The organism is Tateyamaria sp. GN1-10 (genome assembly GCF_055693845.1).
Genome location: NZ_JBVFUR010000004.1, coordinates 4,166,125 through 4,187,692 on the forward strand (window position 1 = coordinate 4,166,125; position 21,568 = coordinate 4,187,692).

The 21,568-nt window shown below is 60.4% G+C and carries 21 protein-coding genes; 9 read left to right on the forward strand and 12 right to left on the reverse strand.

Going from position 1 to position 21,568, the window contains the following annotated elements; all coding sequences use genetic code 11:
• Positions 1–35: 35 nt before the first annotated feature.
• The 5 genes from ACZ1HN_RS23005 to ACZ1HN_RS23025 are packed head-to-tail and all read left to right on the forward strand — an operon-like array spanning position 36 to position 4,856.
• Positions 36–1,070, forward strand: a complete 1,035-nt coding sequence (locus tag ACZ1HN_RS23005; RefSeq protein ID WP_299209563.1) for a LacI family DNA-binding transcriptional regulator — start codon at positions 36–38, stop codon at positions 1,068–1,070.
• Positions 1,067–2,275 (forward strand): winged helix-turn-helix domain-containing protein, encoded by a 1,209-nt coding sequence (locus ACZ1HN_RS23010; RefSeq protein WP_472729171.1) that lies wholly within the window; start codon positions 1,067–1,069, stop codon positions 2,273–2,275. Before ACZ1HN_RS23005 ends, ACZ1HN_RS23010 begins: the two co-directional genes overlap by 4 nt.
• Positions 2,276–2,312: 37 nt before the next feature.
• On the forward strand, positions 2,313–3,062 hold the full coding sequence (locus tag ACZ1HN_RS23015) for a 5-oxoprolinase subunit B family protein (RefSeq protein WP_472729172.1): 750 nt from the start codon (positions 2,313–2,315) through the stop codon (positions 3,060–3,062).
• Positions 3,062–4,084, forward strand: coding sequence for a 5-oxoprolinase subunit C family protein (locus ACZ1HN_RS23020; RefSeq protein WP_472729374.1), 1,023 nt, complete (start codon positions 3,062–3,064; stop codon positions 4,082–4,084). The genes ACZ1HN_RS23015 and ACZ1HN_RS23020 overlap by 1 nt, the downstream gene beginning before the upstream one ends.
• Before the next feature lie 4 nt (positions 4,085–4,088).
• Complete coding sequence (locus ACZ1HN_RS23025; protein WP_472729173.1) at positions 4,089–4,856, forward strand: LamB/YcsF family protein; 768 nt, start codon at positions 4,089–4,091, stop codon at positions 4,854–4,856.
• Positions 4,857–5,095: 239 nt separating this feature from the next.
• Here ACZ1HN_RS23025 and ACZ1HN_RS23030 read toward each other — a convergent pair whose 3' ends face one another.
• Complete coding sequence (locus ACZ1HN_RS23030; RefSeq protein ID WP_472729174.1) at positions 5,096–7,069, reverse strand: thiamine pyrophosphate-dependent enzyme; 1,974 nt, start codon at positions 7,067–7,069, stop codon at positions 5,096–5,098.
• Positions 7,070–7,174: 105 nt separating this feature from the next.
• Positions 7,175–7,735 carry a TetR/AcrR family transcriptional regulator gene (locus ACZ1HN_RS23035; protein WP_472729175.1) on the reverse strand — a complete coding sequence of 187 codons (561 nt, stop codon included), beginning with the start codon at positions 7,733–7,735 and terminating at the stop codon, positions 7,175–7,177.
• A gap of 128 nt (positions 7,736–7,863) precedes the next feature.
• Between ACZ1HN_RS23035 and ACZ1HN_RS23040 the strand changes: the two genes are divergently transcribed.
• Positions 7,864–8,535: a cupin domain-containing protein gene (locus ACZ1HN_RS23040; RefSeq protein WP_472729176.1), complete on the forward strand. Its 672-nt coding sequence runs from the start codon at positions 7,864–7,866 to the stop codon at positions 8,533–8,535.
• Positions 8,532–9,584, forward strand: coding sequence for a flavin monoamine oxidase family protein (locus ACZ1HN_RS23045; RefSeq protein WP_472729177.1), 1,053 nt, complete (start codon positions 8,532–8,534; stop codon positions 9,582–9,584). The genes ACZ1HN_RS23040 and ACZ1HN_RS23045 overlap by 4 nt, the downstream gene beginning before the upstream one ends.
• On the opposite strand, the gene ACZ1HN_RS23050 is transcribed toward ACZ1HN_RS23045, so the two are convergent.
• The 7 genes from ACZ1HN_RS23050 to ACZ1HN_RS23080 all read right to left on the reverse strand — a co-directional run bounded on the left by ACZ1HN_RS23050 (position 9,581) and on the right by ACZ1HN_RS23080 (position 16,272).
• Positions 9,581–10,870, reverse strand: coding sequence for a nucleotide sugar dehydrogenase (locus tag ACZ1HN_RS23050; RefSeq protein WP_472729178.1), 1,290 nt, complete (start codon positions 10,868–10,870; stop codon positions 9,581–9,583). The two genes, ACZ1HN_RS23045 and ACZ1HN_RS23050, sit on opposite strands and share 4 nt — an antisense overlap.
• A gap of 127 nt (positions 10,871–10,997) precedes the next feature.
• Entirely contained in the window at positions 10,998–12,005 is a 1,008-nt protein-coding gene (locus ACZ1HN_RS23055) for a Gfo/Idh/MocA family protein (protein WP_472729179.1), read from the reverse strand.
• Positions 12,002–13,195, reverse strand: a complete 1,194-nt coding sequence (uxuA, locus tag ACZ1HN_RS23060; protein ID WP_472729180.1) for a mannonate dehydratase — start codon at positions 13,193–13,195, stop codon at positions 12,002–12,004. The genes ACZ1HN_RS23055 and uxuA overlap by 4 nt, the downstream gene beginning before the upstream one ends.
• Positions 13,192–13,365 (reverse strand): hypothetical protein, encoded by a 174-nt coding sequence (locus ACZ1HN_RS23065; RefSeq protein ID WP_472729181.1) that lies wholly within the window; start codon positions 13,363–13,365, stop codon positions 13,192–13,194. The genes uxuA and ACZ1HN_RS23065 overlap by 4 nt, the downstream gene beginning before the upstream one ends.
• A 137-nt stretch (positions 13,366–13,502) precedes the next feature.
• Complete coding sequence (locus ACZ1HN_RS23070) at positions 13,503–14,234, reverse strand: Gfo/Idh/MocA family protein (protein ID WP_472729182.1); 732 nt, start codon at positions 14,232–14,234, stop codon at positions 13,503–13,505.
• Positions 14,231–15,238: a Gfo/Idh/MocA family protein gene (locus ACZ1HN_RS23075; protein ID WP_472729183.1), complete on the reverse strand. Its 1,008-nt coding sequence runs from the start codon at positions 15,236–15,238 to the stop codon at positions 14,231–14,233. Before ACZ1HN_RS23075 ends, ACZ1HN_RS23070 begins: the two co-directional genes overlap by 4 nt.
• Positions 15,235–16,272, reverse strand: coding sequence for a Gfo/Idh/MocA family protein (locus ACZ1HN_RS23080; RefSeq protein WP_472729184.1), 1,038 nt, complete (start codon positions 16,270–16,272; stop codon positions 15,235–15,237). Before ACZ1HN_RS23080 ends, ACZ1HN_RS23075 begins: the two co-directional genes overlap by 4 nt.
• 90 nt (positions 16,273–16,362) lie before the next feature.
• Between ACZ1HN_RS23080 and uxaC the strand changes: the two genes are divergently transcribed.
• Positions 16,363–17,718: a glucuronate isomerase gene (uxaC, locus tag ACZ1HN_RS23085; RefSeq protein ID WP_472729185.1), complete on the forward strand. Its 1,356-nt coding sequence runs from the start codon at positions 16,363–16,365 to the stop codon at positions 17,716–17,718.
• A 3-nt stretch (positions 17,719–17,721) separates the two neighbouring features.
• Entirely contained in the window at positions 17,722–18,897 is a 1,176-nt protein-coding gene (locus ACZ1HN_RS23090) for a mannitol dehydrogenase family protein (RefSeq protein ID WP_472729186.1), read from the forward strand.
• Positions 18,898–18,908: 11 nt separating this feature from the next.
• Here ACZ1HN_RS23090 and ACZ1HN_RS23095 read toward each other — a convergent pair whose 3' ends face one another.
• The 3 genes from ACZ1HN_RS23095 to ACZ1HN_RS23105 are packed head-to-tail and all read right to left on the reverse strand — an operon-like array spanning position 18,909 to position 21,567.
• The gene (locus ACZ1HN_RS23095; RefSeq protein WP_472729187.1) at positions 18,909–19,787 is read right to left on the reverse strand and encodes a sugar kinase; all 879 of its coding nucleotides are present in this window, start codon (positions 19,785–19,787) and stop codon (positions 18,909–18,911) included.
• A complete protein-coding gene (locus ACZ1HN_RS23100; protein WP_472729188.1) occupies positions 19,784–20,677 on the reverse strand; it encodes a DMT family transporter in 894 nt (297 codons plus the stop codon). The genes ACZ1HN_RS23095 and ACZ1HN_RS23100 overlap by 4 nt, the downstream gene beginning before the upstream one ends.
• Positions 20,678–20,679: 2 nt before the next feature.
• Positions 20,680–21,567, reverse strand: coding sequence for an NAD(P)-dependent oxidoreductase (locus ACZ1HN_RS23105; protein ID WP_472729189.1), 888 nt, complete (start codon positions 21,565–21,567; stop codon positions 20,680–20,682).
• Between the last annotated feature and the right edge of the window lies 1 nt (position 21,568).

Consider the following 21,568-nt stretch of genomic DNA (forward strand, 5'->3'; position numbering starts at 1 on the left):
AAGGTAACTCAGGGGAAGCATAGAAAGGATCTTCCTTGACTGATCGCCCTGCCCGCCCGCTGACGCTGCGCGATGTATCCGCTGCGTCTGGTGTGTCCGAAATGACTGTCAGCCGTGTATTGCGCAATAGGGGCGATGTGTCTGAAACGACACGGAAAAAAGTGCTCGCGGCGGCAAAGACACTTGGCTATGTCCCAAATCAGATCGCTGGCTCGCTGGCCTCTCAACACGTCAACCTCGTAGCGGTCATTATCCCCTCGCTCAGCAACATGGTGTTTCCCGAAGTTTTGACCGGTATCAACCAGGTCCTGGAAGACACCCCGTTGCAGCCCGTGTTCGGCGTCACCGACTATATGCGCGACAAGGAAGAGCGCGTGCTGTACGAGATGCTGTCGTGGCGTCCTTCGGGCGTGATCATTGCGGGATTGGAGCATTCGGATTCGGCGCAGGCCATGCTGCGCAACGCTGGTATCCCAGTGGTCGAGATCATGGATACCGATGGCAACCCAGTCGACAACATGGTCGGCATTTCGCACCGGCAGGCCGGGTTGGACATCGCCAAAGCCATCCTGAAACAGGGGTATTCGCGCATCGGTTTCATGGGTACGTCCATGCCGCGCGACCACCGTGCGCGCAAACGGTTCGAAGGACTCACGGAGGGCCTCGCCAAAGCTGGGATTGAGATTGAAGCACGCGATTTCTACGAAGGCGGGTCTGCGCTGGCTAAGGGGCGCGAGATGACCAAAGCCATGCTGGATGCGAACCCGGACCTCGATTTCCTGTACTACTCCAATGACATGATTGGGGCGGGCGGGCTGCTTTACCTGTTGGACGAAGGGATCGATGTGCCCGGGCAGATTGGTCTGGCGGGCTTCAATGGCGTTGAGTTGTTGCAAGGGCTTCCACGCCAATTGGCAACCACGGACGCCTGCCGCCTTGAGATTGGGCGCGCTGCAGCCGAGATCATTCGTGATCGGAATGCCGAAGGGGCCGATCCGGCACCCAAGCACATCACGCTGACGCCAACCATCTCTTATGGCGATACATTGCGCCGCGCATTGCGGACGTGACGCCGTTCACGCTGACCAACACTCAGGCAAGGCGCGTCTTTCTGGATCGTCATGCCCTCTCTGATACGCCCGGCGGACCCGCGCATGGGGATGCCCTGCTTGATCTGATCACGCGCCTTGGATTTGTTCAGCTCGACAGCATCAACACAGTTGCGCGTGCGCATGATCTGATCCTGTTCACTCGTAAGCCGAGATACCGGCCGAAGAACCTGAGAAACCTGTATGAACGCGACCGTAATCTGTTCGAACACTGGACACACGATGCGGCGGTCATCCCCGCATCGTTCTATCCTTACTGGCACCTGCGCCGCGAACGGGACGCCGCCCGCCTGCGCGAACGGTGGAGCGAGTGGCGTCGCGATGGGTTCGAGGCCAAATTTCAGCCTGTTCTGGACCAGATTCGAGAGCAGGGCCCTTGCTGTTCCGGCGATGTGGGTGAGGGCGAAAAACGCGGATCCGGTGGTTGGTGGGATTGGCATCCCTCCAAGACAGCCCTTGAATACCTCTGGCGCAGCGGGGCCTTACAAGTCGTCAAGCGCGAAGGATTTCAGAAGTACTATGACCTGACTGAACGGGTGCTGGATACCCGCACCATCGGGAATGCCCCGGATACCGAAGAAACCGTCGACTGGTGTTGCCGCGAGGCGTTGGACCGGCTGGGTTTTGCTACGCATGGTGAGTTGGCCGCATTCTGGGATCACATCAGCCCGGCAGAGGCAAAGGACTGGTGCATATCGGCGCTTGCCTCGGGGCGGATCATAGAAGTGCATGTGACCGGCGTGGATGGGTCAACCCGTCCAGCATATGCGTGGCCCACACTGCCTGACGACCCATCCTTGGAGCAGGTTCCGACATCGCGGCTGCGTGTCCTCAGCCCGTTTGATCCTGCGTTGCGCGACCGAAAACGGGCTGAGCGCCTGTTCGGTTTCGCTTACCGGATCGAGATCTTCGTGCCTGAGCCCAAGCGGACCTATGGCTATTACGTCTTTCCGCTGATGGAAGGTGATCGCATTGTGGGGCGGGTCGATATGAAGGCGCATCGTACCGACGATGTCCTGCGCGTGCGTGCGCTGTGGCCGGAACGCAAAGTGCGTTGGGGCAAGGGACGGCAAGCCGCGTTCGAGGCGGAGCTGGACCGCGTCATCAAGCTGGCGGGTGTCAGTCAGATTGCCTTTGACGACGGCTGGCTCCGCACTGCGCTTTAGCGTTGCGCCCAAGGATGAAGCCTCTACCTTGCACGCCATGACAACCCTGAGCGCATACAGCCCCAAAGTCCGTTCTGTCGGACTTGATGGAGTGCTTGTGACCTTCGGCGACACGGCCACGGATGAGGCCAACCGCGCCGCCATCGCCTTTCGCGGCGCAGTGGATGCACAGGGCTGGCCGGAAGTGTCCGAAAGCAGCAGCACACTGGTATCAGCCTTCTTTAGAATTGACCTCGCCGAACATCGGTTCCAAGCAATCTTCGATCGGCTACAGGGTATTCTAGCCACACGGGATTGGTTCGCAGCGGCGTTGCCTGAAGGGCGCGCCTTGTGGACCGTTCCGGCGGTGTTCGGCGGCGCGCGGGCGCCGCAATTTGACGAAGCGGCCGAAACAGCCGGCCTTAGCACCCGGGATGCACTGCGCGACCTGACCACGACCCGGCTGCGTGTCCTGACGCTCGGGTTTGCCCCGGGCCAGCCCTATCTCGGTACGCTGGACGACGCCTGGAACATTCCGCGGCAAAAGGAATTGACGTTGAATGTCCCTGCCGGGGCGCTGGTGGCGGCCGTCCGCCAGATATGCCTGTTTGCCAAGGACACACCGACGGGGTGGCGACATGTTGGGCAGTCAGCCTTTGCCTGTTTCCGTCCCCGCGGGGACACGCCATTTCCATTGGCGCCGGGGGACGAAGTCCAATTCACAGACATCTCAGCCACCGAGCTGTCCCGCATCGAAGACACCGTGACAGACGGGTCAGGCGGGGCGATCCGCACGGAGTTGGCGTGATGATTGCTCTGCATGTCCACCAAGTCGGTCCGGGTGTTGCGGTACAGGACCTTGGCCGCACTGGATTTCTGTCCAAGGGGCTGACACGCGGAGGTGCCACAGACAGGTTGGCCGTGCATGAGGGGGCCGCGCTGCTGCGTCAAAGCCCTGAACTTGCCGTTTTGGAAATGGTTGGGACCGGTGGCACGTTCGAGGCGGCCGAGGACATGCGCATTGCTCTGACCGGGGCAGAGATGACGGCACATGTTGACGGGGCTGCGGTTGCCTGGAACGCCAGCCATGCACTTGCTAAATCAAGCGTTCTGACCATCGGTCCGACACGCACGGGGACCTATGGATACCTGCATGTCGGCGGTGGTTTTGAAACTGAACAGATGCTTGGATCACGCGCGACGCACCAGTCGTGCGGCTTGGGCGAACTGGTCACCGCGGGTGATGTGTTGCCGATCGGGTTGGATCGCGGCGGAGACGTTGGCCTTACAATGCCCCGGGACACCCGTTTTGACGGCGGTGCGATACGTATCGTTCCCAGCATGCAAACGTCTGATTTTGCAAAAGAAACACGAGAGAAATTCGAAGCGACCACGTTTCGCCGTGACCCGCGCGCCAATCGCCAAGGTATTCGCATGGACAGTGATGGCGACGGGTTCGCCACACCCAAGGCACTGAGCATCGTGAGCGAGGTCATCGTGCCGGGTGACATTCAGATCACGGGTGACGGCACCCCGTTTGTCTTGATGGCGGAAAGTCAGACGACCGGGGGTTATCCGCGTATCGGGACGGTCCTGCCCTGCGATCTGCCCCGGGTGGCGCAAGCCCCCGCGGGCGCTGCCTTGCAGTTCCAGTTTGTGAGTCTCGAAGATGGCGCTGCAATCGAGGCGCGCGCGCGCGCAACATGGGCTGCGTTGCCCAAGGCCGTGACACCCTTGGTGCGGGACCCGGCGACGTTACAAGACTTGTTGAGCTACCAGTTGATCGGCGGCGTCGTGTCCGCCACCGATGCTCCATTGGACAGAGGATAAGGATATGGAAGTCGACCTGAACGCTGATATGGGCGAAAGCTTTGGCCCCTGGAAAATGGGCGATGACGCGGCCCTTTTGAACACTGTCACATCGGCCAATATTGCCTGCGGGGCGCATGCGGGTGACCCGGATGTGATGGCGACAACCATGAGAATTGCGCTTGAACAAGGCGTCGGCATCGGGTCGCATCCCGGCTTTGCTGACATTCAGGGGTTTGGACGGCGACGCATTGATATGCCTCTGAAATCGCTTCAAAATTCCATCCGATGTCAGGTGGGTGCGACGCTGGGAATGGCAAACGCGCTGGGGGCGCAAGTGCGTCACATCAAGCTGCACGGTGCGTTGGGCAACATGACATCCGAGGACGAGGACATGGCCCGCGCCTGTTACGAGGCCGCCCTGTCCGCACACCCAGGCGCCATCATCATGGTGCTGGCCGCTACAGCCCAAGAGCGCGCGGCACGGTCAATTGGGGCGACATTCGCCTGCGAGATCTTTGCCGACCGCGCCTATAATGACGACGCCACACTGGTGGACCGCCGGAAGCCTGGCGCCATCATCCATGATGCTGAAATCGCAGGCAAAAGGATGGTCGAGATGGTGAAGGCGCAGGCCATCATCACCGACAGCGGCAAGCAGATCGAGACGCCCATCGACACCATTTGCTGCCATGGGGACACGCCCGAGGCTGTGGAAATCGCAGCGTCAGTCCGCCGGACGCTTGAGGCGGAAGGGATCACCGTGAAGGCCTTTGACGGGCGGACGGGGTAGCGTACGCGCAACACCTGTGCATCGGTTGGTCGCTGCAAAGCGGCAGACGCGCGTTAACACCATGAAAGCAAGGGACATGGGGGGTGCACCATGTGTACACCTCCTGTGCACCCCCGTACACCGCCGCAGCGCAGAAACTGCGGACCCGGGCTGGTTAACGCATCGAACGGTTCAATTCGCAAATAGATCGTTAACGGCACTGCGCGCCCGTAAGGCGCACCTGTGGTGCGCCCCGCACGTCAAACCAGCTCGGAATCCGTCATAATCTCGACCAGGGCCGGGCCATCGACATGCAGCGCCTTTTGCAAAGCCGCTTCGATAGCATCAGACGACACGACCTTTTCCCCATGCGCCCCACAGATCTTGGCGAAAGCCGCGAAAGACGGATTGTGCAGGGATGTTTCCCATACCGGCCATTCACCGGATTTCTGTTCCTTGGTGATCTTGCCCAGCTCGCCGTTGTGCAGCAGCACGTGGGTGATATCCATTCCGTATTTGACCGCTGTGGTCAGTTCCATTGCGTATTGGCCGAACCCACCGTCGCCCGAAATCGAGATGATCTTGCGTCCCTTGAGCCAGTCAAAGTCCTGCGTGGCCGCCCACGCGCCCATGGCTGCGGGAAAGCCGAAGCCGATGGAGCCAAGGTAGCCGGACATCAGCACGCGCTGCCCCTTGGTTTCGAAGTAGCGCCCAAAGGAGTAAGTGTTGTTGCCCACATCCACGGCGATGATCGCATCAGCTGGCGCCACGCGCGACAATGCGTCGAATATGGCGAAGGCATGGATGCCCTTGGCTGTTTCCTCCTCCATGCGGTTACGTTTCTCCTTGCGCCAAATATCCCAGCGTTCAGCGAGTTCAGTGACCTGATCAGCCGCGTCAGCAGGACGTACCAGATGCGGAGCAACGGCCGCACAGAATTCACCAATCTCGGACCAGATGGGCAGATCGACCGGGTGGAACTTGCCAAGCTGCATGCGTTCGAAATCAACCTGGATGATGGGTTTCGAAGGTTCGATCCCCGTGTGGTTGGAGAAGGAGGTTCCGAGGGTCAGGATTAGATCCGCTTCGTTCATAAACCACGACGCAATTGGCGTGCCGGACCGACCGAGAACGCCCGCAGCATTGGGGTGGCTGTCGGACAGCAGGCCCTTGCCTTTGAATGTTGTCAGCACCGGGGCGCCAAGAGTTTCGGCCAGCTTGGTGATCGCCTCCATATGGTCCCACGCACCGTGACCGATCACAAAGATCGGGCGCTTGGCCGCGTTCAGCAGGTTCAGCGCATCGGCGACGTCTGCATCCGATGGCTTGACGACGGCGCGACCCATACGCCCATCGGGTTTGGACGCGGGCGCGTCGGACGGGTTGGTCTGCATATCGTCCGGGAAGATCAGGTGGGCCACGTCGCGTTCGACCAGCGCATTCTTCATCGCCAGCGACACCAGTTCGGCGTGTTTTGAGGTGCTCAGCACTGTCTGGCTGAATCTGCTAACCGCATCAAAGGCCGACGCGAGGTCGATGTCCTGAAACGCGCCTGGCCCAAAGACCTGCGTTTGTACCTGGCCGGTTAGTGCCAGCACGGGCGCGCGGTCGACCTTGGCGTCCCACAGACCTGTCAGCAAGTTCGTGGCGCCGGGCCCGGCGATGGTCAGGCACCCCGCCGGATGACCCGTCAGCTTGCCATAGGCGGATGCGGCGAACGCGGCGGACCCTTCGTGGCGGATGCCCACATATTTCATCTCACCCGCTTCGACCCGCATGCGGATCGCATCCGCCAGCCCAAGGTTTGAATGGCCCACCATGCCAAAGACGTGTTTCAAGCCCCAGTTGACCATGCTTTCGGCCATCTGATCGCTGACCGTGCGCACATGCGGCGGTTCTGGTTCGAGACCGACAAAAATCTCCTCCCCCTCGATCTTGAGTGGGTACAGTTTCTGGCCCGTATCCTCGTGTCCGCCAGGAGGGGCACCGGTAAGCGGATCAAAGTCCCAACCGTGCCATGGGCAACGGATCCAGCATTTACCGCCCTCTCCGCGCTCAATCGATCCTTCGCCCAGCGGTCCGCGCTGATGCGGACAGTGATTGTCCATCGCTGCCCACTGCCCATCGAAATGGGAAAGGCAAATAGATACGGTGCGTGCGGTGACCGTCTTCACCCGCCCTTCGGGCAAGTCGGTTGTCTGCCCAACCCGGATCCAATCAAGCGTTTCAGTCATGCTATCCCTCCAACCGGCGCGATCAGGTCGATCCATTGCCGTATGCTTGGTCAGGCTGACACAGAAACGTTTTGGGATCACATCACATTTTTTCCCGCATCGTCGTCAAAGGCTGCGGGCGACCAATGTGCCAATGGTCGCTTCGAACCGGCTGGCGTCCTGTGCGGCCCGCGCAACGATCTGCGCCCCTTCCACCTGCGCCATGGCAGCGTGAGCTTCGGCGCGCGGGTCAGACACATGTCGTAGGGTGCCATCGGCCTGCCCGAGGCGGAAAACCGTCTCTAGCCATGCTATGACATCGCCGTGGAACGCGGCAAGTTCGGCGAGGCTTGCCTTTGGAAGAGCCGTTTGTGTCACGGATAGCGCAACGCACAAGCACAGGCTGCGCCCGCCATCTGATGCCTGCCGATACAGATTCAGGAACTGCAACAGGCGTGTGCTGGCCATGGGTTCTGCTGCCGAGATGGCGTGGAGCTTGTCCATGAACACGGCCCGGTAACGTTCCATTAGTGCGAAGGACAGATCGGCTTTGGCCGGGAAGTGGTAGTGCACTGATGCCTTTCGGATTCCCGCGCTGTTGGCGAGGTCTGCGAAGCTGAATCCGTCAAATCCGCGCCGCCGCGCAAACTCTTCCGCTTGGTCCAATAATTCGTTGCGTGTATCCATTTGCCTACCTTTTGGTCAGCACAGTTAGTAATATATTTCTTTGATCCAAGAAAGCAATGAGGCTATCAACCTTGCAGAACCGAAATGTTTGCCTACCTAATGGAAGGTAACCGCAATGGAGACCGAGTATGGAACTGAATGCTGACTTCACGCAGCCCGTGCGCGTCCTGGACGCAGACAATCCTTGGCGAGCTTCACCTTCAGCGGGGGTCGAGCGGAAAATGCTGGATCGCATTGGGGATGAGGTGGCGCGTGCAACAACCATTGTGCGCTTTGCCCCCGGCAGCGCCTTTGCCCCGCATACCCATGACGGAGGCGAGGAATACATCGTGCTTGAAGGTGTGTTTCAGGACGAAGCAGGCGATTTTCCGGTCGGGACCTATGTGCGTAACCCGCCGACATCGCGCCATACCCCCAGTTCAGCACCCGGCGCCACCATCTTTGTCAAGCTGTGGCAGTTCGATCCCGAGGACCGGCACCATGTCAGTATTGACATGAACACAGCGGAGACCATGGAGGATCCAGCGCGGGATGGCGTATCCACGGCGACCTTGTTCGAAGATGCCAATGAGCTTGTGGCCTTCGAGGTTTGGGCACCGGGTGCATCTCATGCGTTAGATGCCAAGGACGGGGCCGAAGTATTGGTACTGGACGGAAGCTTGAGTGACGGTGACGCCACCATGGGTGCGCGTGACTGGCTGCGCTTCCCACCCGGCAGCAAGGCCACGTTGAAGGCTGGATCGGAAGGCGCGCAGCTTTGGGTCAAGACGGGCCATCTGCGCCAGATGGTCGACGGGTGACGAGCGCCCTGATCATTGGCGCGGGGCTGGCCGGTTTGACGGCCGCGCTGCGGCTGCATCAGGCGGGGCATGACGTGACCGTTCTGGAGGCGCGAGACCGCGTTGGCGGGCGGGCCTTGAGCCTTCCAGTTGCGGACGGTGGCATTGATCTTGGCCCGGCTTGGATATGGCCCGCCTATCAGCCACGGATCGTGGCTCTGCTGAAGGAATTAGGCTTATCGACGCTGGCCCAATTCGAAGATGGCGATTTGATCTATGAAACAGCGGCGCAAACGCAGCGCGGGGCGTTTCCCCGGCGCTACAGCGATGCTGCGCGCATTCGTGGTGGAGTGCAACGGCTTGCTGAAAAGTTGGCGGCGTCGCTGCCTGACGGGACCATACGCTTCGGGCAGGTCGTGCGCGCCATTGACCTGACGCATCGCCCGCAGGTCGAGACGGAGAGCGCGACATGGGACGGCGATATGGTGATCTGTGCAGTGCCCGGACCCATCGTCGCCTCGTGGGACGTGACCCCGGCGTGGGCTCCGGATGTTTCACAGGCGCTAACCCAATGGCCGACATGGATGGCGGCACATGCCAAGCTGGTTGCCCTTTACGACAAACCGTTCTGGCGCGAGGCCGGATTGTCCGGAGGTGTTGTCAGCCATGTCGGGCCACTGTTTGAAATTGCAGATCAGTCTGACCCCGAGGCCAACGTTTTTGGTCTCTTCGGGTTCTTGGGCGTGGCATCTGATGCGCGGCAAGATCGTGAGACCTTAATTCAGCAATCGCTGGCCCAGGTGTCCCGCCTGTTTGGGCCCCGGGCTGCGCAGCCGAGCAAGGTCGAGCTGATGGATTGGGCAGCAGAGCCATTCACTGCGACCCCATTTGACCAAACGCCGCCGCACGGTCATCCGCCCTATGGCGCGCCCGGCTTGTCGCACCCGGTCGCAGGTCGCCTGATCTTTGCCGGGGCTGAGGTGTCGCAACAGAACGGCGGATTGATCGAAGGGGCAATTGAAACGGGGGAGCGGGCGGCTGCGATGGTCAGCACCGCGTTGGTGAACTAAAGGCGCAGGTCACTGTCCGCTATGTCAAATGCGGCCTTCATATCAAACAAAACACCATTGTCCGTCAAAAGCGCGCGCAAGGGTGCAGGCCCCTGCCCGACCAGATCATCATGCGGCACTGCGAGGATCACCGCGTCGTAATCCGCCTGTTCCGGTAGCTGTGCCAAAAGGCCAAGACCGTGTTCCTGCCTCACCTCGTCCGGATCAGCCCAAGGGTCGTGAATATCGGCCTCAAGCCCATAGCTTGTCAGTTCGCCCAGCATATCAACGACCTTGGTGTTGCGGATGTCTGCACAGTTTTGCTTGAACGTGATCCCAAGGATCAGAACCCGTCCCCTATGAACGCGCGCTTCGCGCTTGATCATTGCCTTGACCAAGAGGGAAACCGCATGTTGCGCCATGCCATCGTTGATCTCGCGCGCCATGCGGATGATGTCGGGGATGTGGCCCGCCGAAATCGACTTATCGATCAGGTAATAGGGATCAACACCGATACAGTGCCCCCCAACCAGCCCGGGCGTGTAGCGGTTGAAGTTCCACTTGGTGGCAGCAGCATCCAGCACGGCGGATGTGTCGATGCCAAGGTGTGAAAAGATGATCGAAAGCTCGTTGATCAGGGCGATGTTTACGTCACGCTGGGTGTTTTCGATGACCTTGGCCGCTTCGGCCACGCGGATGGACGGGGCAAGGTGGGTACCTGCCGTGATGATGGAGCCATAGAGTGCGTCAATCGCCTGCCCTGCTTCGGGGGTTGAGCCGGAGGTAACTTTGGTGATTTTGGGCAGCGGACGATCCTTGTCGCCCGGGTTGATCCGCTCGGGGCTGTAGCCGGCATAGAAATCCATGTTGAGGCGAAGGCCGGACACCTCTTCGACCAGCGGCAGGCAGTCTTCCTCGGTCGCGCCGGGATAGACCGTACTTTCGAATATGACGATGTCGCCGCGCTTGATCAACTCGCCAACGGTGCGAGAGGCCGCGAGCAACGGGGCGAGGTTGGGTTGGCGGTGACTGTCGATTGGGGTCGGGACCGCGACGATATAGACGTTGCAGTCCGCAATATCGGACAGGGTGTTGGTGTAGGTCAGGTGGGTCGCTGCGCCCAGATCGTCCACCTCGCCGGTGCTGTCCGTCCCTGCTTGTAGGCCCGCGACGCGCTCGACGTTCAGATCGAACCCGATGGTGGGGCGCTGTTTGCCCATTTCCACGGCGAGGGGCAGGCCGACATACCCCAATCCGATCACAGCCACGCGCATCTGGTCGAGGGTTGGCAGGGGAGCTTGGGTCATGGTCTGCGCCTTTGTCTTGCGGCCCCCTGCCTAGCGGGCCGGGCGGTACGGCGCAATATAGGCGCGTTGAATGCGACCAAAGCAGCAGGGAATGCACAATCCAGTGAGCGGAGCGCCCCTGGACGTCCTAGCCGACAGCGACCAGTTGCCCGGATCCGGCGGCTGATTTGATTGCCTCAATCACATGAACAGCGCGCAGGCCATCGGCCCCGCTGACAAGCGGCGGGGCATTGCCTTCGATTACTTGCGCAAAATGCTCAATCTGATCCTTCAGCGGGTCTGACAGGGGCAGTGGCACCCGCGTCTGATCCATGGGCGCCCACCAGTCCGGGCCGTCCTTTTGCGTCCAAAGGCTGAGGTTGGGCAAGGACAGCGCACCCTTTGTTCCCCCGATGAGATAACTGGACTGATCCGTTTTGGGATAGGCAGGGTTTTCACCTGCCGTTAGCTCCCAGCTCCATGGCCCAAGGGCAACGTCGGACAGGTTGACGGTGCCCAGCGCGCCGCTGGCAAAGCGAAGGGTGGCGACGGTCACTTCCTCCGCTTTTGCCCCGCGCACCGCATTGTTTTCCATCGCCTGCACATGCGTGATTGGGCCACATAGATACATCAGCAGATCAATGTCGTGGATCAGGTTGATAAACAGCGGCCCTGCCCCCGCCCCTTGGCGCCAAGCCTGGGCATAGTAGCTGTCAGGCTTCGGCAGCCAGCACGTGCCTTGCACCGTTGTCACCGCGCCGAGCGTACCATCCGCAATGATCTGGTGCGCTTTGGCAGTGAGCGGATTGTGCCGTCTGTGATGGCCAACGAGGATGGGCACATCTGCCTTTTCTGCGGCAGCGACCACTTCGGCCCCTTCGGCGGCCGTGGCCGTGAGCGGTTTTTCGATCAGTATCGGGCAGTGCGCATCGATCAGCGACAGGGTCATCGAAGCGTGAAGGTGGTTGGGCACCGCAAGGATGACGCCGTCGGATTGCGCGGCCAGATCCGACAGGCTGTCGGTACACGCCCACGGCACGTGTTCTTTCAACGCCGGATCGAAGACGGCAGAGACCGTGACACCTTGCGCGCGTTCGATTGCGTCCAAATGCTGACGGCCGATCAGACCGACACCTGCAACACCAATGCGCATCATGCCTGACCTGCCGCGACTGCTGCCATGATACCCCGCAGCTCAGCCAGCCCACGCATCCGTCCAATCAGAGGATAGCCGGGCAGGCTGTCACGATCCCGGTCCATGAGCAATTCCTGGCCGTGATCCGGGCGCATGGGGATGGCATGGTCGCTGCGCCCTTCAGCACGACGGCGTGCTTCTTCCTCCATCAGCGCGGCAACGGTTCCAACCATGTCGGTGTCCCCCTCAAGATGTGCCGCTTCGAAGAAACCGGGGCGGTCCGCGTCTGGGGATGGCAGGCGCTTGGTATTGCGCAGATGTGCGAAGTGGATGCGCGGGCCGAGGCGGCGCACGAAGTCAAGCGCGTCGAAGGCTTCGGCGACCCCCAGTGACCCGGTGCACAGCGTCACGCCGTTTGCCTCAAAATTCACTGTATTCAACACGGTCTCATAGTCATCGGTCGAAGACATGACCCGAGGCAGGCCTAGAAGTGAAAAGGGCGGGTCGTCCGGGTGACAGCACAGGCGCAGGCCAAGCTGATCCGCCAGCGGCGCGACCTCGGACAGAAAGTCGATCAGGTGGCCGCGCATTTTCTCCGCGCCTATGGCGTCATATGTCGAAAGCCGTTGCTGTACGTCATCCAGAGTCCAACCGTCATTCGCACCGGGTAGCCCGGCAATCACTGTACGGCTGAGCCGCGCCTTGTCTGCGTCATCCATTCGGGCAAAGGCTTCGGTCGCGCTGGCCCGAACAACATCCGAATAGTCATCCAAAGCACCCGGGCGCTTGAGAATGAAGAGGTCAAAGGCTGCGAAATCTGCCAGATCGAACAGCATGGCCGTGCCGCCATGAGGTTGCGCGGCATGGGTTTGAGTACGTGTCCAATCGAGGATTGGCATGAAGTTGTAGCAGATGGTGCGGATCCCTGCTTGCGCTAGAGCGGTCATGCTGGCCTTGTAGGCGTCCAGATGCGCAGCGATGTCGGCGCTTCGTGTCTTGATCGCTTCGGACACCGGTAGGCTTTCCACCACTTCCCATGTGAGGCCAGCAGCCTCGATCATCGCTTTGCGGTCTTGGATCGCTTGCGCGGGCCATTCCTGACCGGGTGCGAACTGGTGCAGCGCGGTGACCACGCCGGTGGCCCCGACCTGCGGAAGGTCGGACAATTGCGTGGGATCATCGGGCCCAAACCAACGCCAGCATTCGATCATGGCTGCCACCCCGCGTGCAGGGTGTGATCCGACTCAAGCGGCAGGGCGACCCGCGTTCCGTCGCGGTGTGCGGCATAGATCGCGGTGACCAGCTCAATCGAGGCCGTTCCTTCGGCCAGAGTGACCGCCGTGTTTGGAGTGCCGTTCAAAGCCTTACCCACCTCGGTCAAGAACCCGGCAAAACCGGGCAAGTTACGCGATGCTGTTTCGCATATTGCGTCCACGTCGCTTTGCCGTTCAGGATCTCGCGCCGTAAATTGCCATATGCCCTCTGCGGGTGCGTACGGGTTCGTATGTGAGGTTGCAGTCAGGTGCTCATAGACCAGCCGCAACCGGGTTTCATCGGATGCGGCACCAAGGGTGATGCTGCTGGTCGCCAAAGCACCCCTTCAAGCTCAAAGATCAGGGCGGCAGTATCCTCAGTCTCGATCGGGTTGACGAGCGTGCCAAGGCGGGCAGTCACCCCAACGATGGGCGCCATGAACGTACCCAGCAGATCATGGGCGTGGATCGCGTGACCCAGCACCGCGCCGCCCTGCTCACCAGCCCAGGTGCCGCGCCATTGGATCGCGTAGTACTCAGCGTCGCGGTTCCAATGTGTTTCCAGCGAAGCTGCGCGTGGGGCGCCCACGAGACCCGCCACTTGCAGGGCGCGCAGTTGGTCGAACGCGGGACCAAAACGGTACTGAAACACAGGAAACACCGACTTGCCCGATGCGGTCGCCGCAGATGAAATGGCGTTGACCTGCTCTAACGACGTTGCCAGTGGCTTTTCGCAGATGACGTGCTTGCCCGCCTCAAGAGCGCCAATCGCAACAGGGGCGTGCAGGTGTGGTGGCAGACAGATGTCGATGACATCGACATCCGCAAACAGCGCATCTTCGATAGAAGAGAGAGGGGTGATCCGATCGCCGCAGAGGGCCGCACTGCGTTCGGCATCCTGATCGACCAGATGCGTCACGACGAACTCTTCAAGCTGATAATAGGCCTCAAGATGCTGCGCGCCGATCCCACCGCCCAGAATTGCCACGCGGATCATATGACCGACCCTTCCGCTATCGCCTGCGCCTGCAGTGCAAGTTCCATCACCCTAAAGCAGTGCGCCTGTGTCATCGCGGTTTCGGTCCGGTGTGCGATGTCATGGGCAAGGCGTTCGAAGTACGGCAATCCCGCGTCACGCGCATCTATCTTCTCGCACCGATCACCATTGACCAGAACAAGGTGATCCGTGCCTTCGCGCCCGTTTACATCGACGTATTTGCGCAACTCGATGTATCCGTCGTTGCCAAGCAGGGTCAGGCGCCCATCGCCCCAGGTGGGCAGCGCATCCGGCGTGTACCAATCGACGCGGATATAGCCTGATGCGTGATCCGACCGCAGCGCGATCTCTCCAAAATCCTGCAAACCGGGATCATCCGGATTGGCGTGATTGGCCACATGCGCCATGGTCACCTGCGCCTGATCCGAGCCTGTGAAATGCAGGAACTGGTCGATCTGATGCGAGGCAATGTCGGTCAAAACGCCGCCATATCGTTCACGCTGAAAGAACCAGTCAGGGCGTGTGGGGCGGTTCAAGCGATGTGGCCCAAGGCCGGTCGTGTGCACCACACGGCCAATGGCACCGTCCTGCACCAATTGATCGGCCAGCGTAACGCATGGCACCTCAAACCGCTCAGAGAAGTTGATGGACCAGATGCGACTGGTTTCAGCCACGCAGTCTTTGATTGCGTTGAGTTGTTCCAGGGATGTGCAACCGGGTTTGTCCGTCATCACGTCGTGACCAGTGCGCATCGCCTGAATGGCGACGTCGGCACGGTCACCAGGGATATTCGACACCAGCGCAAGGTCAGCCCCAGCCACCAGTGCCGCCTCCAACGTGTCGAACCGATGCAAATCAGGGAACCGCTTTGCATACCCGGCCAACGGTTGTGGATTCCCTTCGGTCCAAAAGCCAAGGCATCGGGCGCCGACAGCCTGCATGTTTTCCGTCATGCCGTATATATGGCGGTGGTCCAGCCCGAGGGCGACAAAGGTGAGTGTCATTGTGTCACTTCAATCATGGTGGATGTGCGAGCCGCGCGTTCCATCGCGTCGATCACAGCGTGGACGTGCAGGGCTTCGGCGGGTGGGGCAAGGGGTGTGCGTTTCTCTGCAACAGAGGCGACGAAATCCTCAAGCAATGCCTGATGCCATGCGTGGGTAAAGGCCATCGGATCAGCGCCCCCGCCGGTATCAGCGCCACCATCGGGGGCAATCGTTTCTGTCTGACCTGAAAGCCAATCGATGCGCAGGCTGTCACCTTCCAGATGCGCGTGTGCCTTTGTCGTGGTTAGTGTGATGCTTTCCGCACCGCCGGGATAAGCGGTTGTGGTCGCATTCAGGGCACCAGACGCACCCGAACGGAATGTAAGCAACGCGGCGGCGATATCCTCGGCCTCCATCCTGTGCAGGGGACTGGTGCGCATCATGGCCTGCAGTTTTGCGACGGGCCCGGCCAACCACAGTGCCAGATCAAGTGTGTGTATCGCCTGATTGATCATTACACCGCCGCCATCCCGCGCATAGGTGCCGCGCCCGGGTGCATCATAATACGATTGGTCGCGCCACCACGGGACTCGCATATCCACATGCACGATATCGCCGAGTTCGTCTGCCTCAATGCGCTGTTTGAGCGTTTGTGCTGCTGCCCGGGTTCGGTGCTGAAAGCAAATGCCCAAGGGCACGCCCGCTTGCGCATACAGGTCGATCACTTCGCTGGCTGCCGCCAACGTGCGCTCAACCGGTTTTTCCATAAGCGTTGGCACACGCGCCTGCACCAACGCGCGGGCACATTCCATCCGGACATCGGGTGGCGTGATCACGATGGCCATGTCAGGTTTTACGGCCAAGGCAGCTTGCACATCGGTGTATGGCGCCAGCCCGTATCCCAGAAGCTGTGACGCCTCGGTGCAGAATGCGGTGGTGCGCGCTTCATTGCGCCCCAGAATGCCTGTCAATCGCGCGCCTGCATGGTTGTCGCGCAGGGCCAGAAGGTGGGTCTGGGCGACCATTCCAGCCCCAATCATCAAGACGTTCATTACTGTCCTCCCAGTCCACAGAGTGGCGGCATTTTGCACATGCGCCAAGGGGCATTCGTGCTAGTCTGCGGAAAAAGGAAAGGGGCAGGCATGGCGCTCGAACTGACTGGCAAAGCGGCGGGGATTTATGACGGAATTCGGCAGGCCCCAATCGTGTCGCCACATGGTCATTGTGACCCAGCTTGGTTCGCCAAAAACCAGCCCTTTGCCGATCCGGCAGAGCTGCTGGTCATTCCGGATCACTACGTGTTTCGGATGCTTTATTCGCAGGACGTTCCGCTTGAACAGCTTGGGGTTGGCGTGCCTGTCGAGGATCGCGACCCGCGAGAGATCTTTCGGCTTTTTGCGACACACTGGCATTTGTTTCTGGGCACGCCCAGCCAGCTTTGGATCGAATATGTGCTGCGTGAGACCCTGGGCTGCGGCTTGTCGTTGAGTGCCTATACAGCGGATGCGGTCTATGACCACATTGATGCATGGTTGGCCGACCCAGCCAATCGCCCGCGCGTTCTGTTCGACCGCTTCGGAATCGAGGTTCTGGCAACCACGGACGCAGCGCTCGACCCGCTGATGCACCATCAGACGATCAAAGACAGCGATTGGGATGGACGCGTGGTGCCGACATTCAGGCCAGATGCGCTGTTGAACCCGAGGGCGCCGGACTGGGCTTCGGACCTGATGTCACTGGGTGCGATGACCAAGCAGGATACCTCGTCTTACCACGGCTTCCTCGCGGCATTGCGCGAACGGCGCGCCGCGTTCAAAGCGCTTGGCGCAACGGCCACCGATCACGCCATTGAGGTGCCGCAGACCATCTGGCTGGATAACCCCGCTGACACCTACGCTGCACTGGTGTCCGGGGACATGTCACAGGCTGATGCATTTCATGGGCATATGCTGATTGAGATGGCGCAGATGTCATTGGATGACGGGCTGGTCATGCAGCTGCATGCTGGCAGTCGGCGCAACACCAACCACGCGCTGTTTGAACAGTTCGGACCGGACAAGGGCGCGGACATCCCCATTGCCGTAGACTGGGTACGTGGCCTCGAACCCCTCTTGAACCGTGTTGGCAATGACCCAAGACTGACCCTGATCCTGTTCACGCTGGATGAAACCACCTATGCCCGCGAACTGGCGCCCATGGCCGGGCATTGGCCGTGCCTGCGCATTGGCCCGCCCTGGTGGTTCCATGACAGTGCTGCAGGCATTGCCCGCTATCTGGATCAGGTGGTCGAAACGGCTGGCTACTACAACCTTGCCGGTTTCAATGATGATACCCGAGCTTTCCTCTCCATCCCTGCACGGCATGATCTTTGGCGACGGGCCATTTCGCTGCATTTGGCGGCGCAGACCGAGCGAGGGTATTTCGACACCAATACCGCCGCAGATCTGGCGCGCCTCCTCGCCACCGATCTGGCCCGCAGCACGTATAGACTGGACTGACCGATGCCGCATATTCTTCACCTTGGTGTCGGTAATTTCTTTCGCGCACACGCTGCGGCGTACACACAAGACACGCCGGGTTGGCAGATTACAGGAGTCAGCTTTCGCTCACCCGCCATCCGCGACGGATTGGCGACACAGAATTACGGCTACAGCCTCATCGTAAAGGATGCAGGCGGTACGTTGATCAAGCCGATCACGTGCATGTCTGATATGCTGGTCGCGTCAGAAGGTCCGGTTTCCGTGATCGACGCAGTCGCCTCTGACCAGTTTTCGGTCATCACACTGACAGTAACGGAAAAAGCGTATCGTCTGGGTCCGGACGGGCAGCTTGATATGGCGTCAACCGATGTTCAGGCAGACCTGCAGGGCGCGGGCACAACCGTGATCGGTACGCTGAGCCGTGGCTTGGCGCGGCGCAAATCGCCCGTCACCGTTCTGTGTTGTGACAACCTGCCTGACAACGGATCGAAGCTAGAGCACGCTGTTCGGGATTTCGCCGCTGCGGCCAAGCTGAATTTGCCCGACGCGATCACGTTCCCATCCTGCATGGTTGATCGCATCACTCCCGCCACGACGGACGCTATCCGTGCCGAGGCTGGCGACAAGATGGCTGTCCCGACTGAGAGCTTCACCGAATGGGTCATCGAAGATCGCTTTGCCGCCGCGAAACCGGACTGGCCGGGCGTACAATGGGTCGACGATGTTGACCCACACGAAATGCGCAAGCTACGGATGCTGAACGGGGCACATTCATTCCTTGCCTATGCGGGGGCGCTGCGCGGATACACCTATGTGCACGAGGCGATTGCAGATACGGAGCTACGCAGCACTGCACAGAACCTGATGCGTGAAGCGGCGGAAACACTGCCGGACAGCGTTCAACAGCAAGCGGGGGCATATGCAGACGCGCTGATCAAACGGTTTGAGAACCCAAACCTGCATCACCGGCTTCGGCAGATCGCAATGGACGGCAGCCAGAAACTGCCCATCCGCATTCTGGCAACGCTGGCGGACCGAGGGTCATCGCCCAGCCCATCGCTGCAAGCGGCCGTCGACGCCTGGGTCACCTTTGTGCAGGCAGAGATGGCGGACAACCGCACGCTGGACGATCCGAAAGCAGACGAACTTTTACCGCGTGCCAATCTGCTGACCCCGATGCCGCGCTGCGCGCCATGATTGGGGCCTAACTAGCGGGGCAGGATGGCCCCACGATGCGCAATGACGCGTGACGCCAGATCGTGACCCGCGCGCAGGGCAGCATCTTGAGGCTCATCAGTCAGCGCCGCCGCCAAATAGGCACCGTTGAAGCTGTCACCTGCCGCTGTCGTATCCACAACCTTGGGCGCTGCCGGATAGGTGCCGGAGGTGCTGGTCTCAAGGCACAGCGGGCCAATCTCTCCGCGCTTCAAAGCGCCTGAGCGGCCCAGCGCAAGAAATCGTGCCGTGACCGCATCAGCGGTTTCGCCGGTCAGCTCCATCTCGTCATCAATGGAAGGCAGGGCGATGTCGCAAAGCGCCCACATCGCCGCGATCACTTCGCGGGCCGTGTCCTGATCTTCCCACAGGCGCGGTCGGTAGTTGCTGTCAAAAACCAGCCGTCCGCCCCGCTGCCGAAAACCTTGCAGCCAATCGATCAAGGCAACACGCGTGGTCGCCGGCATGATTGCGAGCGTAATGGCTGACGTGTAGATCACGTCATAGGGTTCGAGGGCGGAAAAATCCGGGCCCTCAGAAGTTAGAAACACCGAACGTGCTGCGGAGGTATCGCGCCAGTAGGTAAAGCTGCGTTCGCCCGTGTCATCGGTCGTGATGGCATAAAGGCCCGGTGTCCCTTCGGGATCACGCTCAACCGCATGGATACCGATATCTTCCGCCTTCATCGCTGCGACGATCCGGTCCGAAAAGGCGTCTGTGCCAAGGCGTGTCACATAGTCGACCTGCAGTTCCGGTGCGTTGCGTTTGAGGTAGATGGCCGTGTTCAACGTGTCGCCGGCCACGCGCACTGCGGCCTCTACATCATCCATCGACAGCTCAATCATCGCCTCGCCTATGGCCGCAATCTTCATGCCTTGTCCTTTCGTGCCGTGCGCTGCCATATGATCAAGCCGGAGACGACAATGATCGCTGCGCCAACCAGCGTCCAACCGTCCGGCACATCGCCGAAGACAAGGTAACTTGCAAGCGCCAGATACAGCAGGAAGCTGTAGGTGTAGGGCATTAGCGTATTGGCCGGGGCGTATGCGTGTGCGCGAGAGAAAATCTCGTGCCCCGCCCATCCCCAGATGCCAAGCCCGATCATAAGTGCCCATTGCAGCCACGTGTCGGGCGCTGTCCACACCATCCACGCCAAGGGGGCTAGCGCCGCAGCACCAAAAGCGCCCATCCAGAACTGCATTGTTTCTGCTGCCACAACACCTGAAATCCTGCGCGTGATGATGGAATACAGGGCCAGCGAAAATGCATTGTAGACGTTGAGGATCGCGATCGCGTGAAAGCTCGCGTCAAAGGGCCGGATCACCACCAAAACGCCCGTGAATCCAAGGATGATTGCAAACCACCGCCATGGCCCCACCCGTTCACCCAGCAAGGGCCAACTGAGGAAACACACGATGATCGGGGCGGAAAACATGATCGACCCGACCACCGTCAGTGGCAGGTAGTTCAGGGTGATGAAGTTAAAAAGCGTGGCCGACGCCAGCAGGAACCCCCGCAGCAGCACCAGCCCCATATACGCGGACTGAAAATTCGACCACCGCATGCCCTTGCGCAACAAAAGCGCGGTTGAGATCAGAAAATGCGGGAAGTACCGCATGAAGGCGAGTTGGAATGCAGGCAGCCCCGCCAGCAACAGCCACTTCACCGACGTGTCGATCAGCGTAAAGAACGCATACGCCCCTAGCGTCATAGCGATGCCAAGGGCGGCGCGGTCTTCGGTTGGATGGGCGGCGATCGCCACTCTTAGCCTTTGAACCGGTCAGCGAAGAAGTCGACCTGCAAAGGCACCATGTCTTCCCCACGCCCCGCTTCGATGGACCCGCGCAGGCTGTCCAGCGTGCTGCCCGACATCATCGACTGCACGCCAGCATCGTCGCACATCTGGGCGTAGTACCCGACATCCTTGGCCGCATTCTTAATGGAAAAGGCAAGCTGCTGATCGTCCCCCCGCAGCGCATAGGCGGTCACGAAATCCATCATCCCGGACTTGAGCGGACCTGCGGACATCACGTCATAGAGCCCCTGCCGGTCCACACCCATCACATCTGCAATGGCATAGCTTTCAGCCATCGCATTGGCACAGGCCTGCGCGTAGAAATTGTTGATCAACTTGATGGTGTGCCCAGTGCCCAAGGCCCCTAGGTGAAAGACATTCTCGCCCAAATCGTCCAGCACCGGCTTGACCTTATCGAACGCCGCCTTGTCCCCGGAGCCCATCAGGTTCAACAAGCCGTCCTTGGCGTGCATCGGCGTGCGCCCAATGGGGCAGTCCAGCATCGTGCCGCCCGCTGCCGCAACCTCCGCTCCCAATGCCTTGGTCGACGCAGGCAGTGACGTGCCGAAATCAATCACCACCGCGCCCGGTTTCAGCCCGGCAATCACGCCGTCATCCCCACGCATCCGCGCTTCGACATTGTCTGAAGTGTTCATGCATAGCATCACGATGTCCGACCCCTCGGCCACAGCCTTGGCTGTTGTCACCTCGACCGCCCCTCGCTCAACTGCGCGATCAACATACGTTCGGGTACGGTTTGCGATCACCACCAGATCATAGCCTTGATCCTGCAACCGGCCCACCATGGCTCCGCCCATCAGGCCGAGGCCGATAAATCCAATCGTTGGCTTGCTCATA

Coding starts and splice junctions, on each gene's coding strand:
- ACZ1HN_RS23080 (WP_472729184.1), bottom strand. CDS start 16,272: ATGAACGTCTTGATGATTGGGGCTGGAATGGTCGCCCAGACCCACCTT.
- ACZ1HN_RS23020 (WP_472729374.1), top strand. CDS start 3,062: ATGATTGCTCTGCATGTCCACCAAGTCGGTCCGGGTGTTGCGGTACAG.
- ACZ1HN_RS23075 (WP_472729183.1), bottom strand. CDS start 15,238: ATGACACTCACCTTTGTCGCCCTCGGGCTGGACCACCGCCATATATAC.
- uxuA (WP_472729180.1), bottom strand. CDS start 13,195: ATGATCGAATGCTGGCGTTGGTTTGGGCCCGATGATCCCACGCAATTG.
- ACZ1HN_RS23105 (WP_472729189.1), bottom strand. CDS start 21,567: ATGAGCAAGCCAACGATTGGATTTATCGGCCTCGGCCTGATGGGCGGA.
- ACZ1HN_RS23035 (WP_472729175.1), bottom strand. CDS start 7,735: ATGGATACACGCAACGAATTATTGGACCAAGCGGAAGAGTTTGCGCGG.
- ACZ1HN_RS23015 (WP_472729172.1), top strand. CDS start 2,313: ATGACAACCCTGAGCGCATACAGCCCCAAAGTCCGTTCTGTCGGACTT.
- ACZ1HN_RS23050 (WP_472729178.1), bottom strand. CDS start 10,870: ATGACCCAAGCTCCCCTGCCAACCCTCGACCAGATGCGCGTGGCTGTG.
- ACZ1HN_RS23055 (WP_472729179.1), bottom strand. CDS start 12,005: ATGATGCGCATTGGTGTTGCAGGTGTCGGTCTGATCGGCCGTCAGCAT.
- ACZ1HN_RS23095 (WP_472729187.1), bottom strand. CDS start 19,787: ATGAAGATTGCGGCCATAGGCGAGGCGATGATTGAGCTGTCGATGGAT.
- ACZ1HN_RS23030 (WP_472729174.1), bottom strand. CDS start 7,069: ATGACTGAAACGCTTGATTGGATCCGGGTTGGGCAGACAACCGACTTG.
- uxaC (WP_472729185.1), top strand. CDS start 16,363: ATGGCGCTCGAACTGACTGGCAAAGCGGCGGGGATTTATGACGGAATT.
- ACZ1HN_RS23090 (WP_472729186.1), top strand. CDS start 17,722: ATGCCGCATATTCTTCACCTTGGTGTCGGTAATTTCTTTCGCGCACAC.
- ACZ1HN_RS23070 (WP_472729182.1), bottom strand. CDS start 14,234: ATGATCCGCGTGGCAATTCTGGGCGGTGGGATCGGCGCGCAGCATCTT.
- ACZ1HN_RS23025 (WP_472729173.1), top strand. CDS start 4,089: ATGGAAGTCGACCTGAACGCTGATATGGGCGAAAGCTTTGGCCCCTGG.
- ACZ1HN_RS23040 (WP_472729176.1), top strand. CDS start 7,864: ATGGAACTGAATGCTGACTTCACGCAGCCCGTGCGCGTCCTGGACGCA.